Annotated in this window: 16 protein-coding genes; 12 read left to right on the forward strand and 4 right to left on the reverse strand. The window is 46.8% G+C overall.

Annotated features, from left to right (window positions below; genetic code table 11):
• Positions 1–114 precede the first annotated feature (114 nt).
• Both U719_RS04070 and U719_RS04075 read left to right on the forward strand, forming a co-directional pair.
• Complete coding sequence (locus tag U719_RS04070) at positions 115–1,089, forward strand: BMP family protein (RefSeq protein ID WP_023467450.1); 975 nt, start codon at positions 115–117, stop codon at positions 1,087–1,089.
• Positions 1,086–2,735 (forward strand): methyl-accepting chemotaxis protein, encoded by a 1,650-nt coding sequence (locus U719_RS04075; protein ID WP_023467451.1) that lies wholly within the window; start codon positions 1,086–1,088, stop codon positions 2,733–2,735. The genes U719_RS04070 and U719_RS04075 overlap by 4 nt, the downstream gene beginning before the upstream one ends.
• A 76-nt stretch (positions 2,736–2,811) precedes the next feature.
• Here U719_RS04075 and U719_RS04080 read toward each other — a convergent pair whose 3' ends face one another.
• Together U719_RS04080 and U719_RS04085 are read right to left on the reverse strand one after the other, a co-directional pair.
• The gene (locus U719_RS04080) at positions 2,812–4,059 is read right to left on the reverse strand and encodes a murein hydrolase activator EnvC (protein ID WP_023467452.1); all 1,248 of its coding nucleotides are present in this window, start codon (positions 4,057–4,059) and stop codon (positions 2,812–2,814) included.
• A 334-nt stretch (positions 4,060–4,393) separates the two neighbouring features.
• Positions 4,394–5,143, reverse strand: coding sequence for an SDR family NAD(P)-dependent oxidoreductase (locus tag U719_RS04085; RefSeq protein WP_023467453.1), 750 nt, complete (start codon positions 5,141–5,143; stop codon positions 4,394–4,396).
• A gap of 136 nt (positions 5,144–5,279) precedes the next feature.
• Here U719_RS04085 and U719_RS04090 point away from each other — a divergent pair, with 136 nt between their 5' ends.
• The 3 genes from U719_RS04090 (at position 5,280) to U719_RS04100 (ending at position 7,052) form a co-directional block, all read left to right on the forward strand.
• Positions 5,280–5,714, forward strand: a complete 435-nt coding sequence (locus U719_RS04090) for a YkvA family protein (RefSeq protein ID WP_023467454.1) — start codon at positions 5,280–5,282, stop codon at positions 5,712–5,714.
• Positions 5,715–5,845: 131 nt separating this feature from the next.
• Positions 5,846–6,409 (forward strand): DedA family protein, encoded by a 564-nt coding sequence (locus U719_RS04095; RefSeq protein ID WP_035398399.1) that lies wholly within the window; start codon positions 5,846–5,848, stop codon positions 6,407–6,409.
• Positions 6,410–6,422: 13 nt separating this feature from the next.
• Entirely contained in the window at positions 6,423–7,052 is a 630-nt protein-coding gene (locus tag U719_RS04100; protein ID WP_023467455.1) for an HAD family hydrolase, read from the forward strand.
• Between the two features lie 86 nt (positions 7,053–7,138).
• Here the strand turns inward: U719_RS04100 and U719_RS04105 are convergent, their stop codons facing one another.
• Positions 7,139–8,197, reverse strand: coding sequence for a PTS transporter subunit IIC (locus U719_RS04105; RefSeq protein ID WP_023467456.1), 1,059 nt, complete (start codon positions 8,195–8,197; stop codon positions 7,139–7,141).
• Positions 8,198–8,385: 188 nt separating this feature from the next.
• Between U719_RS04105 and U719_RS04110 the strand changes: the two genes are divergently transcribed.
• Positions 8,386–9,381: an NADP-dependent oxidoreductase gene (locus tag U719_RS04110; protein ID WP_023467457.1), complete on the forward strand. Its 996-nt coding sequence runs from the start codon at positions 8,386–8,388 to the stop codon at positions 9,379–9,381.
• Between the two features lie 58 nt (positions 9,382–9,439).
• Here U719_RS04110 and U719_RS16920 read toward each other — a convergent pair whose 3' ends face one another.
• Positions 9,440–9,604, reverse strand: coding sequence for a hypothetical protein (locus tag U719_RS16920; RefSeq protein ID WP_023467459.1), 165 nt, complete (start codon positions 9,602–9,604; stop codon positions 9,440–9,442).
• Between the two features lie 287 nt (positions 9,605–9,891).
• Between U719_RS16920 and U719_RS04115 the strand changes: the two genes are divergently transcribed.
• The 6 genes from U719_RS04115 to U719_RS04140 all read left to right on the forward strand — a co-directional run bounded on the left by U719_RS04115 (position 9,892) and on the right by U719_RS04140 (position 18,346).
• Complete coding sequence (locus tag U719_RS04115) at positions 9,892–12,516, forward strand: glycosyltransferase (protein ID WP_023467460.1); 2,625 nt, start codon at positions 9,892–9,894, stop codon at positions 12,514–12,516.
• The gene (locus tag U719_RS04120) at positions 12,513–13,517 is read left to right on the forward strand and encodes a bifunctional 2-polyprenyl-6-hydroxyphenol methylase/3-demethylubiquinol 3-O-methyltransferase UbiG (RefSeq protein ID WP_023467461.1); all 1,005 of its coding nucleotides are present in this window, start codon (positions 12,513–12,515) and stop codon (positions 13,515–13,517) included. Before U719_RS04115 ends, U719_RS04120 begins: the two co-directional genes overlap by 4 nt.
• Positions 13,412–14,728, forward strand: coding sequence for a glycosyltransferase family 4 protein (locus tag U719_RS04125; RefSeq protein ID WP_235147622.1), 1,317 nt, complete (start codon positions 13,412–13,414; stop codon positions 14,726–14,728). The genes U719_RS04120 and U719_RS04125 overlap by 106 nt, the downstream gene beginning before the upstream one ends.
• Entirely contained in the window at positions 14,725–15,978 is a 1,254-nt protein-coding gene (locus U719_RS04130) for a glycosyltransferase family 4 protein (protein ID WP_023467465.1), read from the forward strand. The genes U719_RS04125 and U719_RS04130 overlap by 4 nt, the downstream gene beginning before the upstream one ends.
• Before the next feature lie 278 nt (positions 15,979–16,256).
• Complete coding sequence (locus U719_RS04135; protein WP_023467466.1) at positions 16,257–17,549, forward strand: nucleotide sugar dehydrogenase; 1,293 nt, start codon at positions 16,257–16,259, stop codon at positions 17,547–17,549.
• Complete coding sequence (locus U719_RS04140) at positions 17,546–18,346, forward strand: ABC transporter permease (protein WP_023467468.1); 801 nt, start codon at positions 17,546–17,548, stop codon at positions 18,344–18,346. The genes U719_RS04135 and U719_RS04140 overlap by 4 nt, the downstream gene beginning before the upstream one ends.

The following is an 18,346-nucleotide window of genomic DNA, read 5'->3' on the forward strand; positions in this document are numbered from 1 at the left end:
TTTTTTGAGGGGCATTTTTTTGTTATGGAATTATTCTGAATTTAAATTTTGTATTAAGAAGTCAGACATCGCTTCCGATAATCAGATGTAGAATGTCGGAAGGATGTGGAATGAATGAAACGGTGGAGTGGAATCATACTGGCATCGACACTTAGCCTCGCAGGGTGCGGCAGTGTCATCGATGATCCAGAACGGGCAGTCAAGGAACGAAAGGAAATGGCAGTCGTCTTGTCGGATGTGGGTCTTGGCGATCAATCATTCAGCGATGCGGCGATGAGCGGTATGGCGTTGTTACGCGAGAAGGAAGGTTGGTCAATCGATTACCGAGAGTTGAACGAAACGAAGACCTATAAAGTAGCATTCGAAGCGTTAGCGAAGAAGAAGCCGACCGTCATCGTCGGACTCGGATTCATGGGACAGACGGATCTTGAGACCGTTGCTAAAAAATATCCGAAACAACAATTCGCCTTGATTGATGCTGTATCGACGTTACCGAACGTACTCTCGGTTACGTTCAAAGAGGACGAAGGAAGCTATTTAGCGGGTGCGGCTGCAGGTATCCAAACGAAGACGAATACGATTGGTTTCGTCGGTGGGATGAAGTCACCTCTGATCGAAAAATTCGAAAAAGGATACATAGCTGGCGCAAAAGCCGTCAATCCAAAAACAAAAGTACTCGTCGAATACGCAGAGGACTTTGCAGCGCCTGAAAAGGGACGGACGCTCGCAAACGAAATGATGCAGAAAAAGGCAGACGTGTTATACGCAGCAGCGGGGTTGACGGGAAGCGGTGTCCTTGAGGCAGCGCAAACGAAGGGGAAAAAAGCGATCGGTGTCGATAGCGATCAGACCCCGATCGCACCTGACGCTGTCATGACGTCAATGCTAAAACAAGTTGATCTTGCGATCACGAAAATCGGACAAGATGTGGCTGCGAAAGGTCTACAGTCCGGACAAGTCGTCCTGGGTGTCAAAGAAGGGGCAATCCAGTTGGCTCCAATCCGAAACACGAACTTTACGGACGGGGAACGAAAAAAATTAGAGCAGCTACAACAAGACGTGCTCGAAGGTAAGGTGACGATCCAATGACGTTACGGAAACGATTTTTACTCTCCACGTTAGTGACGATTTTGAGTGTCGTCATCTTGATGGGATGGACTTTGTTCCAACTCCGTCAAATTCAGTCCTATAACGAAGATTACGGGAAACAGCTCGTTGAGATCTCAGAGCTTGAAACGAAGCTCTTATATGAACAGGCAGCATGGAACCGACTGGCAAGCCAACCGTCTGAAAGTCAGGCGGAGCAAGTACAGGCACTTAGCAAAAAGAACGAACAAGCCTTGAACCAGTTACAAAAGACGTATTTGATTCCAGCATTTCAAGAAGAGTTGAACCGGGCGGATATGAAATATAAGACGCTTGCTGCGAAACGGACGGAACTGACGGACGCGATGAATCCGATTGAGATTCGCTCCCATGCCGCACGAATCGAAGGTGTGCTCAGTGATCTCTATACGTTACATACGAAAAATGGAGAGTTTTATGATGTCTTACAACGTGAAGCAAAAGACGAGACATTGAACCTGACGCGGACCGTCATGATTGCGACATTCATTCTCCTGATTGGTCTTGCGTTATACAACTGGTACTTCGCACGTAGCATCACGCGACCAATCAGCCGTGTCGTCCGGACAGCAGAACAGATTTCGGACGGAGACTTATCGCAGGAATTAGTCGTATCCGGTCGAAAAGATGAGATTGGTCGACTCGAGACAGCGGTTGCGCAGATGCAAGGAACATTGCATGAGGTCATCGGAACGATCAGTCGTTCGTCGAATACGATTCGTCAGATGAGTACGGAAGCGACGACGGAGAACGCGAACATCGTTGAAGTTTCTGGTAACATGACCCATGCGATCAATGAGATGGCGAGCGGGACACAAACGGTGTCGGACGATATCCAGACGACAGTCAGTACGATGTCCGATATGCAACAGCTCTTTGAAGAGAGTGAACAACGTGCACAAACGGCTTATGCAGAAGGACAGGCGGCCGATCACGTGATGGTTCAAAGTAGTTCCATCATGGAACAACAGGCCGCATCACTACGTGCATCAACAGAACAAAATCGCGAACTTGGTCAGAAACTGGAAGGTTTCTTAGAGCAGACGCAACAAATCGAACAGATGGCGCAACTCGTCGCTGGAGTTTCTGCACAGACGAATTTATTATCACTTAATGCGGCCATCGAGGCGGCGCGGGCTGGGGAAGCCGGTCGTGGATTTGCCGTCGTAGCAAGTGAAGTTAAAAAGTTAGCGGATGAGACAAATGAGGCGACGCGCTCAATCTTCTCACTCGTTCGTTCGATTCGTCAGGATGGTGCTGTCTTACAAGAAGCACTCGTGCAAGCGGAGCGGGAGCAGACGAATCAGGTCGAGAACTTCACACACGTTCAAGAAGCATTCGGTGAGACGCGTCAAAAGGTAGCAAGTGTGACGGAAACGCTCGATTACGTGACGAAACAACTCGTTCATTCGAAACAACAAGCCCGTCATGTCGTTGGTCAAGTCAGTACAGTCAGTGGCGTCATGGAAGAACTTGCAGCCGGAAACGAAGAAATTGCTGCTTCGATGCGTGATCAACAGGCATCGTTCGAACAGATTCATCAATTGATGCAAGAACTCGAATCGACGACGACGTCGCTTGACAGTCAGACACATCAATTCAAAATTTAATGAACACAGCAAAAAGTGCACGCTTTCTCAGGAAGAGAAGGCGTGCACTTTTTCTTGAATCGACTTATTAGACTTATTAGAAGAAGCTTTCTGGATCGAGCTCATTCGTCCGTCCATTCGCATCATACTGGTATCCACCATCGTGGATTTCAAAATGCAAGTGTGGACCAGTTGAGTTACCGGTGCTTCCGAGAACACCGATTTGCTGTCCTTGTTTGACTTGTTGTCCCTGTTTAACGTTTAAGGCATTCATATGAGCATACACGGTCGTATATGTTTTCCCGTCGATATTATGAGAGATATAGACGTGATTTCCGTAAGGACCACCTGAACTTGCTAAGATGACTGTTCCGCTTGCAGACGCAACGATTGGCGAGTTGAGTGGACCAGCGAAGTCTGTTCCGTTGTGGTACGCATAACCATTACTTCCGCTTGCTGCACCCATTCCTTGCGAAACAGAGCCTTGAGCAGGTTTGATGAATTTACCTTTTGCTTTTGAGATGACTTTCGTACTGGCCTTGCTAACAGATGCTGGCGCTGCCGATTGTTTCGCGGCTTTTGCGGCAGCTACTTTTGCAGCACGAGCTGCCGCTTTTTCAGCTGCTTCCTGTGCCTTCAGTTGGGCCGATGCCTCTTTCAGGCTGAGGATATTGGATTCTATTTTTTTCTTTTGTGACGTCAAGCGTTTCAAAAGGGCTGTTCGTTTTTGTTTCTCTTCTTTCAGTTCACGTTGTTTCTTTTTTAAAACATTACGATCTTCAATCAAGTCTTGGCGTGTCTGCTTCAATTCTTCTTTCGCAGCTGCCAGTTCTTTTTTGTTTGATTCGTAATCTTTTAACAAAGAAGCATCGCTTTCCGCAATCGTATTGAAGGCATTGAAGCGGCTAATCATATCACCGACATCTTTTGCGCCGAAGACGGCTTCAAGCAGCGGGGCATTATCGGCTTTAGACTGACGAACTGCCAGGCGATCACCGAGCATTTTTTCTTGCTTCTTGATTTTCTTTTGTAACTTTTCGATTTTATCTTCTAATCGAGCAATCTGTTTCGTGTTTTCGTCGATCTTCTTTTGATTTTCGACGACTTGTAATGTCAGCCCGTTAATCTGTTGATCCAGGGCGTAGACTTGTTGCTGTGCTTTAGATAATTGATTATTTTTTTGAGACAACGCCTCGCGTTGCTTCGATTGTTGTTGCTGGTTTTGTTGTTGCTTTTCTTTATATGAGCTTGCCGCGTCGACGGGAGTTGTCGTCATGAGCGGACTTGCGAGTAAAGTGAGTGTCATGAGCGATAGCCCGAGTGACTTTCCGAAAGGTCGTTTCATAAACTAAGCGTCATTCCTTTCCCTTGTGAAGTGTTACCTATCCCACTCTAACAAGAAAATCGAAAAATCCACTTTACAATTCTTTTAAAAAAATACAAGAGAAACTAGCAGAAAGTATGAAGAATTTATGAAAATAACGATAGAGAAGTAAAAGGACATGCTTGAATCGTTGATATAGAAGGAAAAATTGAGGAACGATTGATTGATTTCCGAATGATGTCATAGGATATATTTTTGTAACATCATATAAATAGAACGTTTATTAATGTTTGAAAAAGGTATAAGTATAGTTTTTGTGAAATGAAAAAGTGCCCCGAAAGGCACTCAGCACGAATCATTCTTCATAAATCATCTTTCGTGTCATTCCACCGTCTAGGACCAATGTTTCGCCCGTCAAGAAATCGTTATCTGGGTGTGTCAGATAGAGAGCCGCACGAGCGACATCACTTGGTTTTCCGACGCGACCAGCTGGATGTTGACTATGATCTTCAGGTGATAATTCTTGATAGTCACCGGTTTCAATCCAACCAGGAGCAATCGCGTTGACGAGAATTCCGTCTTCTCCAAGTGAGACAGCAAGTGCATGGGTCAGAGCAAAAATGCCACCTTTCGTCGACGCATAGGATTCCGTATGCGGTTCCGACATAAAGGCGCGGGTCGAAGCAAGGTTGATGATTCGACCACCACTTTTACTTTGTTTCAAATAGGGTGTAGCCGCCTTAGTTGTCAAGAAGATGCTACGCAGATTCGTATGATGAACTCGGTCCCATTCCTCAAGCGATAATTCGAGTAATGGTTTTCGAATCATAATTCCAGCGTTGTTGATGACAATGTCGATGCGACCAGTATGTTCAATCGCTTTTTCAATCAACAGTTGAACGTCTTTTTCATGTTGGATATCGAGGTGATAGAAGTAAGCCGTACCACCATCTTCTTCAATTTGTTGGACCAATTCGTCTCCTGTCATCTGATCGATATCAGCAAGAACGACATTTGCGCCATGCGCAGCATAGGTGCGGGCGAGTTCTGCACCAATTCCATTCGCAGCTCCTGTAATGATGACGGTTTGATTAACATGATTCATAAAAATCATCCTTTCTGTAACGCTTCTCTCCCTTTTTTACCGTTCCATCATATCCTGAAACCTGACAGGATTATCATCCGTAGGAACAGGGAAATAGAAAAGCGTTGAAGTTACTTTAGAATGGGGGAAAATAGGAATGAAATTCTCGAATCAACAATTAGAAAAACAACAAAATCAATATGCCGAAGATGCAAAAGATTATATCGATCGTCCGAAAAAGACGAATTCGTTGTTACAACGAGCAACTGCAAAGGTAAACAGTAACTCTCGTTTGTCCGTCGTCTTCTCACCGTTGACGTTATTCGTCGATATGATTCGCGCGTACCAGTCAGGTGAATATCGCAACATTCGTCGTACGACGATCTTAAAAGTAATCGGAGCGTTGATTTACCTCGTGTCACCGATTGACCTCGTACCTGATTTCGTACTCGGATTTGGTTTCGCAGACGATATCGCGGTCATCCTTTTCGTCACGAAAACAGTCTTTGAAGAATTGACACGTTTCAGTGACTGGCAAGATGAACAACAAAAGCGCCGTACGCAACCAGTACAAAGTGAGGATGCGTATTAATCAAATAGATGATCCGAGCGACTTCACTATGAGAAGTCGCTCTTTCTGATGTAAAAAGAGCCGTTTCCTGTACGCCTTCTTGAAAGTTCGATACACTAGAAATAGTTGGTAAAGGGGGAGGAGGGACGAAGATGGGACATCACTGGATGGAGTCATACGGTTATATTGGCATCATGATGACGCTCATGTTTCCATTCATACCGAGCGAAGTGCCGCTAGCGTATGCCGGATATCTCGTCCACACGGCACAGGCGAATCTGCTATTCATGTTGTTCCTCGCTGTAGTGAGCTTCGTCATTAGTCAGAACCTCTTCTTTACGATTGGTCAGTTCGGGAGTGAACGGTTATTGAACCGTTTATTCAAATGGTTTCGGATTTCGGAAACAAAAATGCTTCAGTTTCAGACACAAATGGAGACGAAGGGACGCTATATTCTCCTTCTGTCCCCGATGTGGCGCATCGGATTTGCGATTGGTGCCGGTCTGACTGGTGTTTCACGCTGGACGTTTACCGTCGTGACGACGATTTCCTTTTTCCTTTGGTCGGCGATCTTCATTTGGGGCGGGAAAGCCGTCGGGCATGAATGGCGAAAATTGCACCATCTCAATCATCCAATAGTTTGGATTGGTTTAGGTGTGTTGATTACGGTTGGCTACTTGATTCAAAAAAAGAGAAAAGCAAAAAAAGAAATCTAAAAGGAGTGGGAACATGGCAATTATCTTATTCGATATTGACGGTACATTGATCGATTCAACGGAACAGATGACAGAAGCAATCCATCGGGCGATGGAGGACATGCCGCATCTTCCAAAACCTTCTAAAGCTAGTGTACAAGCAAGTTATGGTTTAGCAGGAAGTGCCTTTTGGCGTAAGGCGATTCCGGAAGCCTCAGAAGAGGATATTCGGTTGATTCGTAAAAAAAGACATGGTCATCTAGAAGCGACGATGGCAGAACAGAATGTCTTGTTTGATGGAATTCGATCCTTATTAGAAGCGCTAGTGTCTGCAGGACATACCATTTCAACAGCGAGTAATTGTGGCAACCACTATCTTAACCTTGTGCTGGATAGTCAAGACATTCGTTCGTTTTTCACGAGTCCGAAATGCTTAGAATCCGTCAACGGGAAAGAAAAGGCGGATATTTTACGAGCGCACCGTGAGGAGTTTGGGGAAGAGTCCTACTGGATGATCGGAGATCGGTCTTCCGATGTGGAAGCGGCTCGTAAGGAAAAGATGCCGGTCGTTTTATGCCAGTACGGTTTTGGGACACAATCCGAGTTGGATTCGGCAGACCATGTCATCGAGTCACCGCTTGACTTACTGACAGTGATCAAATAAATGCACCAAAAAGCCAAGCTCGATCCGTCGATTTTTTAGACGGTCGGCTTGGCTTTTTTTGTGATGAGAGAACGATAACGATGAACTTACTCGAAATCCAGTCGGTATGGTTCTGCACTCATCCATGGACGGAATCTCCGGAAGAGCAGGTGGAACACTAGACAAAGGATGACCGGCAAGAAGATGAATAATCCCAGAACAAATGTCATGTTGAACAATGTCCAGCCTCCTGACATCAGATGTAACGCATTGATCGGACCGATTAATCCAGACATTCCGAAGCCGGCACTAAACGGTGTACCTTGGACGCCGAGCATTCCTGCTAGTGCGCCAAGGATAGCAGCACTACACATGACAGGAAGAATCATCAAGGGATTACGGATGAAGTTCGCCATCTGGATTTTAGGAGAACCAAGAAAATGAGCAATCGACGTTCCGCGCGAATTGGCTTGCCACCCGGCAATCGCAAGACCGAATCCAGCGGAACAGACGCCTAGATTTGCAGCTCCGGCGGCAACACCCGATAGACTGATGGCGGTCGCAATACCGACCGTTGAAAGCGGAGAGACGATCAGTACGGAAAAAGTAATCGCAATCAGAATACCCATTAAGACGGGTTGAAGTGCCGTAAAGTCTGAGATGACATGTCCGATCGCTGTCGTGATCCGTGTCACGAACGGATACGTCAAAACACCAATCCCACCGGCACCGACAATCAAAATCGTTGGCATGACAAGCACCGTATACGTCTTGAAACGTTCACCGATCAATAAGACGATTGCCGTCGCAACAGCTGCCGTCAGTCCGGCATTGATGACGTCGCCCGTGCCGACGAAAACGAAGGTCGCATCTGCACGAGTTGCAACGCCTGAGCCAACGACCGTCGCGAGTCCAATCGACGTGGTCGCAATCGGTGTCACTTTAAATTGCATGGCTACGGCAACACCAATCACCATCGGCAAAAGGCGCATCGCGAGTGTAGTGGCATCTAAAACATGCTGGGCTCCGGATACGTATGGCAACAACGCCTTAGCGAGTTCACCGAGTAGTGCTCCCGGAATGAGGGCAACAAGAATTCCGATACTGAGTCCGTTTAAAACATGAACAGCGAATTGACGTGGCTGACGCAAAATAGATGAATCCATACAAATCCTCTCCTTATGTAATGCTTTTGTGCATAACAGTATAAAAGTTATGAATTGTGTTTTATCTTACGGTAAGAACAGAAGGACGTCAAGAAAAAGTTAGAAAATTCCAAACAAGCAAAGGATTCGTCTTTCAGAAACGGAATTGTTACAGTGAAGAAGTACATTGAATGAGGAGGTCATGAATCATGTCAGAACAACGTATCGTATTAGCAGCACGACCAAACGGAAAACCAACAGGGGAAACATTCCGCTATGAATCATTTGAGTTAACAGAGCTGAAGGAAGGACAAGTCGCACTGGAGTCACTCTATATCTCGGTCGATCCATATATGCGGGGTCGTATGAACGATGCGCGTTCTTATTCGCAACCATTTGAGATTGATGAACCGATTCACGGAGGTGTCGTAGCACGTGTCATCGAGTCTAAAAGTGAAGGGCTCAAGTCAGGTGATGTCGTTGTCGGGATGCTCGATTGGGCAACAAAAGTAGTCGTCGATGCGAAAACCGTTCGTAAAATCGATGAGCAAATCGCACCGATTTCAACAGCACTTGGTGTTCTCGGAATGACAGGGATGACAGCGTATTTCGGATTGCTTGATATCGGGAATCCACAACCAGGGGAAACGGTCGTCGTATCGGCAGCAGCAGGGGCTGTTGGATCGATCGTTGGTCAAATCGCTAAAATCAAAGGCGCACGTGTCGTCGGAATCGCAGGAAGTGACGAAAAGCTACAACACTTGAAAGCAGATCTTGGTTTTGATGAAGTCATCAATTATAAAACGGAAGACATCCGGGAAGCGTTAGACCGGACATGTCCAGACGGCATCGATGTCTATTTTGAAAACGTCGGTGGGGAAATCGGTGATGCAGTTCTTGATCGACTCAATCCATTCGCGCGGGTACCAGTCTGCGGTGCCATTTCTGGATATAACGCACAACAGGACATCGGTCCACGTGTTCAATCGAAATTAATCATCGCGCGTGCGCGCATGCAAGGTTTCTTAGTGGGCGATTATGGCAAACGATTCAAGGAGGCGGCTGAGCAACTCGGTCAATGGGTTAGTGAAGGAAAGTTACAATACGAAGAAACGATCTTTGAAGGATTCGATCGTGTACCAGATGCTTTCCTTGGCTTGTTCGATGGGTCGAACACGGGGAAACTATTAGTAAAAGTGAAGTAAATATGCCAAAAGAGGTTGCGGAATCATTTCCGCAACCTCTTTTTCAATGGCGTAAGATTCATGAATCTTTTCGATCGCGCTCGAGCTCTTCAGGATCAGGATCCGGATGTTGTGTTTCCGCAGGCTTGATTCCGGGATCGGATGTCTCAGCTGGATCAGGATCCGGGTGAAGACCAACGTCTGCCTTTTCATCTGGTAAATCATGATTTTTTTCGTTTAACATGTCCAGTCATCTCCTTTTATCAATACGTAGTAATGTTTCCCCGTTTTTTAAATCCAAAACAATCAGGGTGCATAGGATTCGTTTTTGAAAACATGTGAATGACTTCCACGGACAAGAAAGTGAAAGCGGTCGATTTCCTAGGAAATACAGGTTGACTGAACTGGAATGTAAGGAAAATCCAAAAAAGCTTCATGAAGTCTTTACAAAAACCTTGCAAGTCCTTCAAGTAGCCTTTGAACTGCTTCCGTAGACTAAGAAAGAGTTGAAAAGAGGAAGGGTGTTTACGTGTGAGTGATCAAAAATGGAAACGACAAATCATGCAACAACTGAACTGGGTCCGCGAAGAGAAAAAACGGCTGACGAGCGCGACGACCGCAAGTAAAGATGCACTCGAAAAACTCCGTCAGTTAGACGTCTTGCGACTGCCGACGGTTCGAACTTCTAATAACACGACGACACGTTACCGACAAAATAGCCAAGCGTCACTACTAGATCAATTGGATGTCTCACATATACCGATCCGGACGACGACGCGTTATTATGAAAAACGATCAATCGAAATAGCCATCGTCTGTTCGGAATTCATGTATGCCTACTATGAAGATGCGGCTCATCTTCATTACGTTAATTCTGATACGTTTGAGGATGTCTTCAAACGCCCAATTGATCTATTTTTAGTTATTTCGTCTTGGAAAGGACTCCAAAATGATGATTGGAAAGGTGTCGCCACACCGAATTCCAAGAAGCGAAACCGATTACTTGCGATGATGCAAGAAGTGAGAGATAAAGGCATTCCAGTCGTTTTTCAATCGACAGAAGATCCGAGCAATCATGAACGTTTTCAAGACGTGGCGCAAGCTGCGGATTACGTTCTGACTTCAGATGAGGCGATGATTCCTGAATACCGTGTCTTATGTGGACACGATCGGATCATGGCGATGCCGTTTGGTGTCAATCCACTGATTCATAATCCAATCGGGGCGACACGTAGCCGAAAGAAGGGCGTCTTATTTGCCGGTAGCTGGATGGCGAAATATCCGGAACGTGTGAAAGATACGGAAATGTTATTTGATGGGGTGATGCAATCCTCGCACGAACTCGATATCGTGGACCGAAATTATCATCTCGACTTACCAGCTTATCAGTTTCCGGAGCGCTATCAATCACGGGTCGCACCAGCGATTCCTTATGATGCCTTACAACAAGTCAGTAAATGTTATGACTGGGTTTTGAACTTGAACAGCATCAAATACAGCAAAACGATGTGTGCCCGTCGCGTTTATGAATCACAAGCACTCGGGAATTTGATTCTGTCGAATTACAGTATCGCCGTCAATAATGAATTTCCGAATATTTTTACCGTGCATGACGCACAAGAGGCGACGGCAATCGTGGAGCGCACGTCGCAAGAAGAAATCGAACGGTTACGAGCAGAAGGACTTCGTGCCGTCATGACGGGGCATACGGTCTTCGAGCGGATGGATCAGATTCTAGCGTTCATCGGGCGCATACCTGAGACACAAAAACATCGTTTACTAGTCGTCGTCGCTCAGGACGGAGAAGACATCCGTAACGTAATCGATCGCCAAAGTCTCACACCCGATGCAATCGTTTCTGTGGATGCATTAACGGAGCAACTTTACAATCAAGCAGATCTCGTTGCTTGGATGGATGGACAGGAATCCTATGGTGAGTATTATCTAGAGGATCTTGTGAATGGTTTTAAATACAGTGATGCCAGCATCGTTCGCAAAGGAAGTGAGTATCCGTATCATGTACAAGAGATGAGCGGTAGCCGAAACGGTGCGATTGTTTGGCGGTCAGCTATCGGATATGACATGTTCCAGGCAGATGAACTGAACGGAAAAACACTGTTGCTTGATCAATTGGAGTGGAACGAGCAGACGGTAGTTCCGACGAATCAGACTCCGCAACTGTCGGTCGTTGTTCCAATCTATAACAATGGAAAACACCTCACGTATAAATGTTTCGCCAGTCTCACGCGGATGGATCGATTCATGGAGTCAGAGATTTTACTCGTAGATGATGGATCGACGGACAGAGCGACACGTCAAGCCGTAGAGCGTCTCGCACGACGTCATGAAAATGTCAGAACCTATTTCTTTGAGACAGGTGGAAGCGGTAGTGCTTCACGTCCGCGTAACAAAGGAGTCGAGATGGCACGAGCTGACTACGTGACGTTCCTTGATCCGGATAACGAGGTGCTCAGTGATCGATATGCCTTTTTGCTTCAAGAACTAGAAAAAGATCCATCACTTGATTTTGTGGCAGGGCATATGAAAAAGCTTGCCGAGAAGACAAGTATCATCGCCTTACCGACGATTCGTAAACAAGGACGAACGGTTTGTGAGGATCCGAAAGCTTTTCTATTGAAACATCGGTTTGCGGTACAAAGCATTCAAGCACTCGTCGTCCGTCGCACCTTCTTGCTTGAACATCAATTGGAACAGGTCATCGGTGCGGTTGGTCAGGACTCCTTGTTCTTCCAAGAATTGATGCTTCGCGCGAACCGTGTCTTACTCGTCAATCGAGTTATCCACTATTACTACGCAGCCGTTGCGGGGTCAACCGTGAATGCATTGACGGTAAAGTTCTTCGAACGAAGTGTCGTCCGAGAGCGGGCACGTGCTGAGAAATTCGCTCGTTATGGAGTGCTAGAGGAATACAAGGAAACTCGATTCGAGCATTTCTTTGAGCATTGGTATCTTGTCAAATTACGCTACTGCAGTGATAAGGATTTTGCACCGAGTGTCGCATTGTTGCGAACAATCATCGGATTCTATGAACCCATCACGTTGACGAACCCATTGATCCGTCAGTTCATAGAACTTGCGGATCGACAGGAGACGGATCGACTTCAACACTTATTACTCGAGGAGGTGCAGAAATGACGGCATCGATGAAAACAGCACGCCCCAAGGATCAAATCCGAGCTGCCTACTACGATCAGTTAGGTGGTGGATTCGGTAAAAAAGTTCGCGCACGTGTTCACTGGATCGTTCGACAAGCAAAAGGGGAGCACATTTTAGATATCGGGTGTTCGGGTGGAGTCGTTCCGATTTTACTTGGACGGGAAGGGAAACACGTCGTCGGAATCGATGTACTACCGGAAGCAATCATCGAGGCCAAACAAGCCTTACTGGAGGAACCAACATCCGTTAAAGAAAAGGTGGAATTACATGAAGCAAATGTCATGACATACACACCTGACATTCAATTCGATACAGTCTTGATGACGGAAGTACTGGAACATATCGGAGAGCCAGAGCGCTTTATCGCCCGTGCCGTCTCGTTCATCGCACCAGAAGGACGACTCGTCATCACAGTCCCATTCGGAGTAAACGATTATGCGGATCATAAACGGACATACTATTTAAATCAATTGCTTGAGCAGTTGACACCCTTCGGTAAAATCGAGACGATCGAGCGGATTGATAAGTGGCTCGGGGTCACGATCCAAGTCTATCCGGAACCTCGAGAGGGTCGAGCAATTTTACCAGCGGAAGTCGAATGGCTCGAGGATGCCTTTGAAGAGGTGGAACGATTGCATCTGGCAACGATCCTTGATTTAAAACGCAAGCAACAGAATCTAGAACGGAAAGTGCAACGGTTAGGAGAACAAACGGAAGAATTGGAGCATATTCGAGCAGAATCGCTACGTCAAGAACAGCAACTGCAGGAACAGCATGAACAATACAAGATGCTTGAAGAACAATATGCCGCACTGCTTGATCGATTCGAAGGATCACTGGTGACAAATCTGGAATTGTTGGAGGCGAATGCATCATGGAAATCAAAATACCGCTCACTCGCGCGCTCAAAACTCGGAAAAGTCGTCGTCCGTTACTGGAAGTTCCGACGTCAACTCAAACAACACCGGAGTCGTCGATGAACGTCTTGATGATTTGTCAAAATTTCTATCCAGAAATCGGTAGTGCGGCAAACCGAATGAAGAATATCTTCAAGCGGATGGAACAAGCGGGAAATGATGTCCATGTGCTAACGTCAGAACCGCTCTATCCAACGGCAGAACTCTATACGGACTCGATGTTCTGGGATGAACCGAGCCTCGATACGGCTCATGTGACCCGTATTCAGCCGCGTGACGTCCGGGCAACGAATAATTTATGGCGACGTCTTCGTTTATTCGTCGAACAATTCGTGCTCGCGATTAAAGAGGTGCGGCATGATCCAAAATCCTATGCCTACATCTATGCGACGACGCCATCCATCTTCATGGGACTCGTCGGGGTCGTCGCGAAACATGTCAAAAAGGCTCCATTGATTCTCGATGTACGTGACTTATGGCCGGAATCGTTGATTGGCGTCGGAATCACGAAATCGCGTCTCTTATTGACTCCGCTCTACTGGCTTGAAAAGTGGATGTATCGTCAGGCCGATCAATTGGTCATCAACAGTGAGGGGTTTCGATCGTATATTGAAGGGCGGGGCATTGCACCGGAAAAAATTCATTACATCCCGAACTCCATCGAGGAAAATGAGTGGTTGATCAAACGCCGAAAAGTATCGGAACAAGTGCGCGTCGTGTATACAGGGAATATCGGACTCGCACAAGATGTGTTCTTGTTGCTTGACGTCGCACAGGAACTTCAACAAGAACAGGATATCTGCTTTCAAGTCGTCGGTTACGGCTATCACAAGCAAACGTTCGAACGACTCGTCAAGGAACGTGGATTGACGAATATCGAGTTTCTTGACGCGATGCCACGCTGGGATGCGTTGAAACAACTCGCGAAGAGTGACATCGCCTTTGCGACACTCGTCGAGAGTACAGCGTTCGATACAGTGACACCAGGCAAAATCATCGACTACATGGCGATGGGCTGTGCCATCGTCGGTGCGGTATCCGGTCATGCGGCGCATGTCATTGAAGAAGCAGGAGCCGGTTATGTGTCTGTCCAGCGGAAAAAAGAGGAGATCGTTGATCATATTCTCGAGTTATCACGAAATCCAGAGAAACGTGCAGCGATGGGACGGGCGGGTGTGGATTACGTCCAACGCCATTTCGATTGGGAACAAAATGAACAGCGCTTGTTTGAAGCCATCGAACAAACGCAGTCACGAAAGGCGGTCGCAGAATGAAGCGCATTGGAATGTTTGTTTGGAATCCGTTTACGAATGATGCCCGTGTCTTACGTGAATGTACGGCACTTGTCGAAGCAGGACACCGCGTGGACCTATACTGCTTAAATGACGGAACACTTCCAGAAGTCGAATACCCGATGTCAGGGTTTCGCGTCATTCGAATCGACCGGACGCCACCTTTTGCGAGGTGGCTCCCGTTCTTTCGCAAACGGAAAAAACGGACCCTTGTGATCGGCGTGATGGGTGCGCTTCTTGCGCCATGGCTTATTCCCGTGATGCTCGTGCTCTTTTTACTCATGCGAAGTCGATTCATCCGTTACGCCCTATATAACAGTTTCGGCATTCTTCGTATGACACGTACTGCCCGGAAGCATGATTATGACGTCATGCATGCGAACGATGTCAATACGTTACCACAAGCGATTGGGGCGGCGCGTGGTGCCCAAATCGTCTATGACTCGCATGAAGTCCAAACCGATCGGACAGGATACGGAAGCATGCAAGGGAAATTAGAACGCTGGCTGCTTCGATTCGTCGACCAGACGATCGTTGAAAATGACACGCGTGCAGATTATCATCAAAAATTATATGGAACCCGACCATCCGTCTTGCACAATTATCCGTTTTACGAACCGATTGTTCCGCAACCGCGACCGTTACGCGAAGAGTTAGCACTCGTACCAGACGAGCCGATTTTGTTGTATCAGGGCGGGATCCAGGAAGGACGTGGACTGGAGCGACTCATTGAAGCGATGCCGTTCATCGATCGAGGAACACTTATTTTCGTTGGAGATGGAAAGTTAAAAGGGAAACTCATGCAACTGGCTACGCAATCATCGGAAAAGTCTCGTATCCGCTTCATTGATAAGGTTCCACTTGCTGAACTACCCAGTTACACGGCAGCGGCGACGGTCGGCTTTCAAGTCCTCCAGAACGTTTGCTTCAATCATTATTCCGCTTCTTCGAATAAACTATTCGAATACATGGCGGCGTTGATTCCTGTCATCGCGGCCGACTTACCAGAAATCCGTCGTGTCGTCGAGACAGAAGGAGTTGGATTAATCGTCGATGTCGAATCCCCGCAGAGTATTGCTGCAGCGGTCAATCGTCTAGTGAAGGATGAGAGCTTGCGACGGGCGATGCAGGAGCGAGCAAGCGTAGCAAGGAGACAATACAACTGGGAGCAAGAAAAAGGTCGCCTTCTTGCTGTCTATGACTCGATTTTCATGGAATCTAGCGCAAAATAAGAAAAATAGACAACGACTCGAAGGGAAATCCACGTGCAATGAAGGAGGATTCCTGACGAGTCGTTTTGTTTCATTCGAATAGACACGAAGGATTCGCGAAAGCTTCATAAGATTTACAAAAACGATAGAAAACACTGGAAATGTAAGGTCTGTGAAGAATGGTTTAAGAGATGGTTAGAAGCATTGGAAAGCAAAGGAAATGTCGTTATGGTCTAGTTACAGCCAAGCCACAGACCGTTCGTTGGCTAGTATGACTAACTCGATGGAGGAATGACAAAATGAAACTTTGCACAATCGGACTAGGATATATTGGATTACCTTCTTCTGCGATGTTCGCGGATCATGGCACGGAAGTCGTAGGTGTCGACATCGATCCACAAATCGTCAATCTTCTGAACACGGGAACGATTCATATTGAAGAACCAGGACTCGAGGATGTCATCAAACGAGTCGTCGCGAACGGAAAATTCCGAGCGACACTTACGCCAGAACGAGCAGATGTCTTTTTAATCGCCGTTCCAACTCCTAACTTAAACGATACGTATAAATCGTGTGATTTGAAATATGTCATTTCAGCGGTTAACAACATGCTACCCTTCCTTGAAAAAGGGAACGTCGTCATCGTCGAATCGACGATTGCGCCACGAACGATGGATGATCATGTCCGTCCCTTAATCGAAGCAGCTGGATTTACGATCGGTGAGGACATTTATGTCGTCCATTGTCCCGAGCGTGTCTTGCCAGGACAAATCTTACATGAACTTATCCATAATAACCGAATCGTTGGTGGATTGACGCCAGCGTGTGCGGAGGCAGGTGCTGCCGTCTACGAAACATTCGTTCAAGGTGAAATCGTCCGGACAGATGCGAAGACAGCCGAAATGTCGAAGTTGATGGAGAATACGTTCCGCGATGTCAACATTGCTCTCGCAAATGAATTGACGCAAGTATGTCATCAGCTAGAGATCAACGTCTTAGATGTGATTGAGATGGCGAACATGCACCCACGGGTGAACTTGCATCATCCGGGACCGGGAGTGGGTGGTCACTGTCTCGCAGTGGATCCGTACTTCATCGTCGCAAAAGCCCCATCGCTTGCTCGCATCATTCATACGGCACGACAAACGAACGTTCAGATGCCGCAATTCGTTGCCGAACAAGCAGCTCGTCTCGTCGGTTCGCGTGTCCGTCCAAAAATCGCCGTCTTTGGTGTCACGTATAAAGGAAACGTCGACGACATGCGCGAGAGTCCAGCTGTCGAAGTCATTGAACAATTACTCGACCGTGGACTTGACGTCGCTGTCTGTGATCCGCACGTCGAACGCTCGATTTCGACACGTTTCGAACTCGTCGATGAGCTGGAGGCGATTCAAGGCGCCGACCTAGCGCTTGTCTTAGTCGACCACGATGAATTCAAACAATTCGATTCACGTCGTCTCGCAAACTACATGCGGACACCGTTACTCTTTGATACGAAAGGGATCGTCAATGAGCTCGACGCTGTCAAAGTCCTGAACTTCGGTAATTTGCATACGCACCGCGTGACGGAAGTGGATGCGAAAGCGATATGAACGCGTTACGAACGATTGGGGGAGAGTTGAAGGATCATCTATATCTGATCTTTCGGCTCTCGCTTTATGAAACAAAGAGTCAATATAGCATGCAATACCTGGGTTGGTTTTGGGAGATCATGACGCCACTACTCCAAATCGGTGTCTACTGGGTCGTATTCGGCTTCGGGATTCGTGGTGGGCATCCAGTCGATGGAATTCCGTTCGTTTTTTGGCTCGTCAGCGGATTGATTGCTTGGTTCTTCATCGGCAGTACGATTCCAAGTGGTTCCCGGTCGATTTATGGTCGGGTCGCCCTCGTCTCGAAGATGCATTTTCCATTGAGTACGATTCCGGCGTATGTCATTTTGGCACAATTCTACCGTCATCTCGCGATGATTGCTTTGACGATCATTTTAGGATGTGCCTTCGGTTACTTCCCGGGATGGCATACGTTTGAACTCCTATATATCGTACCGGCGGGCGTCGTATTCCTCTATGCGGTTTCCTTATTGTTATCCGCACTTGCGACGATGATTCGAGATGTGCAAAACATGGTGACATCTGCGATTCGCATGCTGATGTATTTAACACCAATCATGTGGATTCCGCCAGATCACTCGTTATTTAAGATGTTGTTGATGTTAAACCCACTCGTTTATTTGATTGAGGGATATCGGTCCGCACTCATCGGAACGGGTTATCTGCTCGATCATATGTGGTACGGCGTGTATTTCTGGTGTATGACGCTCGCAATCTTACTTGTTGGAGCATCGATTCACATTCGATTCCGACGCTATTTCATCGATTACGTATAG

Source organism: Exiguobacterium sp. MH3, from assembly GCF_000496635.1.
Lineage (GTDB): Bacteria > Bacillota > Bacilli > Exiguobacteriales > Exiguobacteriaceae > Exiguobacterium_A > Exiguobacterium_A indicum.

What these genes read in the sequence shown, in the direction of transcription:
- U719_RS04140 (WP_023467468.1), top strand. Translation starts at nt 17,546, where the DNA reads ATGAACGCGTTACGAACGATTGGGGGAGAGTTGAAGGATCATCTATAT.
- U719_RS04125 (WP_235147622.1), top strand. Translation starts at nt 13,412, where the DNA reads ATGGAAATCAAAATACCGCTCACTCGCGCGCTCAAAACTCGGAAAAGT.
- U719_RS16920 (WP_023467459.1), bottom strand. Translation starts at nt 9,604, where the DNA reads ATGTTAAACGAAAAAAATCATGATTTACCAGATGAAAAGGCAGACGTT.
- U719_RS04095 (WP_035398399.1), top strand. Translation starts at nt 5,846, where the DNA reads ATGGGACATCACTGGATGGAGTCATACGGTTATATTGGCATCATGATG.
- U719_RS04070 (WP_023467450.1), top strand. Translation starts at nt 115, where the DNA reads ATGAAACGGTGGAGTGGAATCATACTGGCATCGACACTTAGCCTCGCA.
- U719_RS04120 (WP_023467461.1), top strand. Translation starts at nt 12,513, where the DNA reads ATGACGGCATCGATGAAAACAGCACGCCCCAAGGATCAAATCCGAGCT.
- U719_RS04110 (WP_023467457.1), top strand. Translation starts at nt 8,386, where the DNA reads ATGTCAGAACAACGTATCGTATTAGCAGCACGACCAAACGGAAAACCA.
- U719_RS04085 (WP_023467453.1), bottom strand. Translation starts at nt 5,143, where the DNA reads ATGAATCATGTTAATCAAACCGTCATCATTACAGGAGCTGCGAATGGA.
- U719_RS04105 (WP_023467456.1), bottom strand. Translation starts at nt 8,197, where the DNA reads ATGGATTCATCTATTTTGCGTCAGCCACGTCAATTCGCTGTTCATGTT.
- U719_RS04075 (WP_023467451.1), top strand. Translation starts at nt 1,086, where the DNA reads ATGACGTTACGGAAACGATTTTTACTCTCCACGTTAGTGACGATTTTG.
- U719_RS04080 (WP_023467452.1), bottom strand. Translation starts at nt 4,059, where the DNA reads ATGAAACGACCTTTCGGAAAGTCACTCGGGCTATCGCTCATGACACTC.
- U719_RS04100 (WP_023467455.1), top strand. Translation starts at nt 6,423, where the DNA reads ATGGCAATTATCTTATTCGATATTGACGGTACATTGATCGATTCAACG.
- U719_RS04090 (WP_023467454.1), top strand. Translation starts at nt 5,280, where the DNA reads ATGAAATTCTCGAATCAACAATTAGAAAAACAACAAAATCAATATGCC.
- U719_RS04135 (WP_023467466.1), top strand. Translation starts at nt 16,257, where the DNA reads ATGAAACTTTGCACAATCGGACTAGGATATATTGGATTACCTTCTTCT.
- U719_RS04130 (WP_023467465.1), top strand. Translation starts at nt 14,725, where the DNA reads ATGAAGCGCATTGGAATGTTTGTTTGGAATCCGTTTACGAATGATGCC.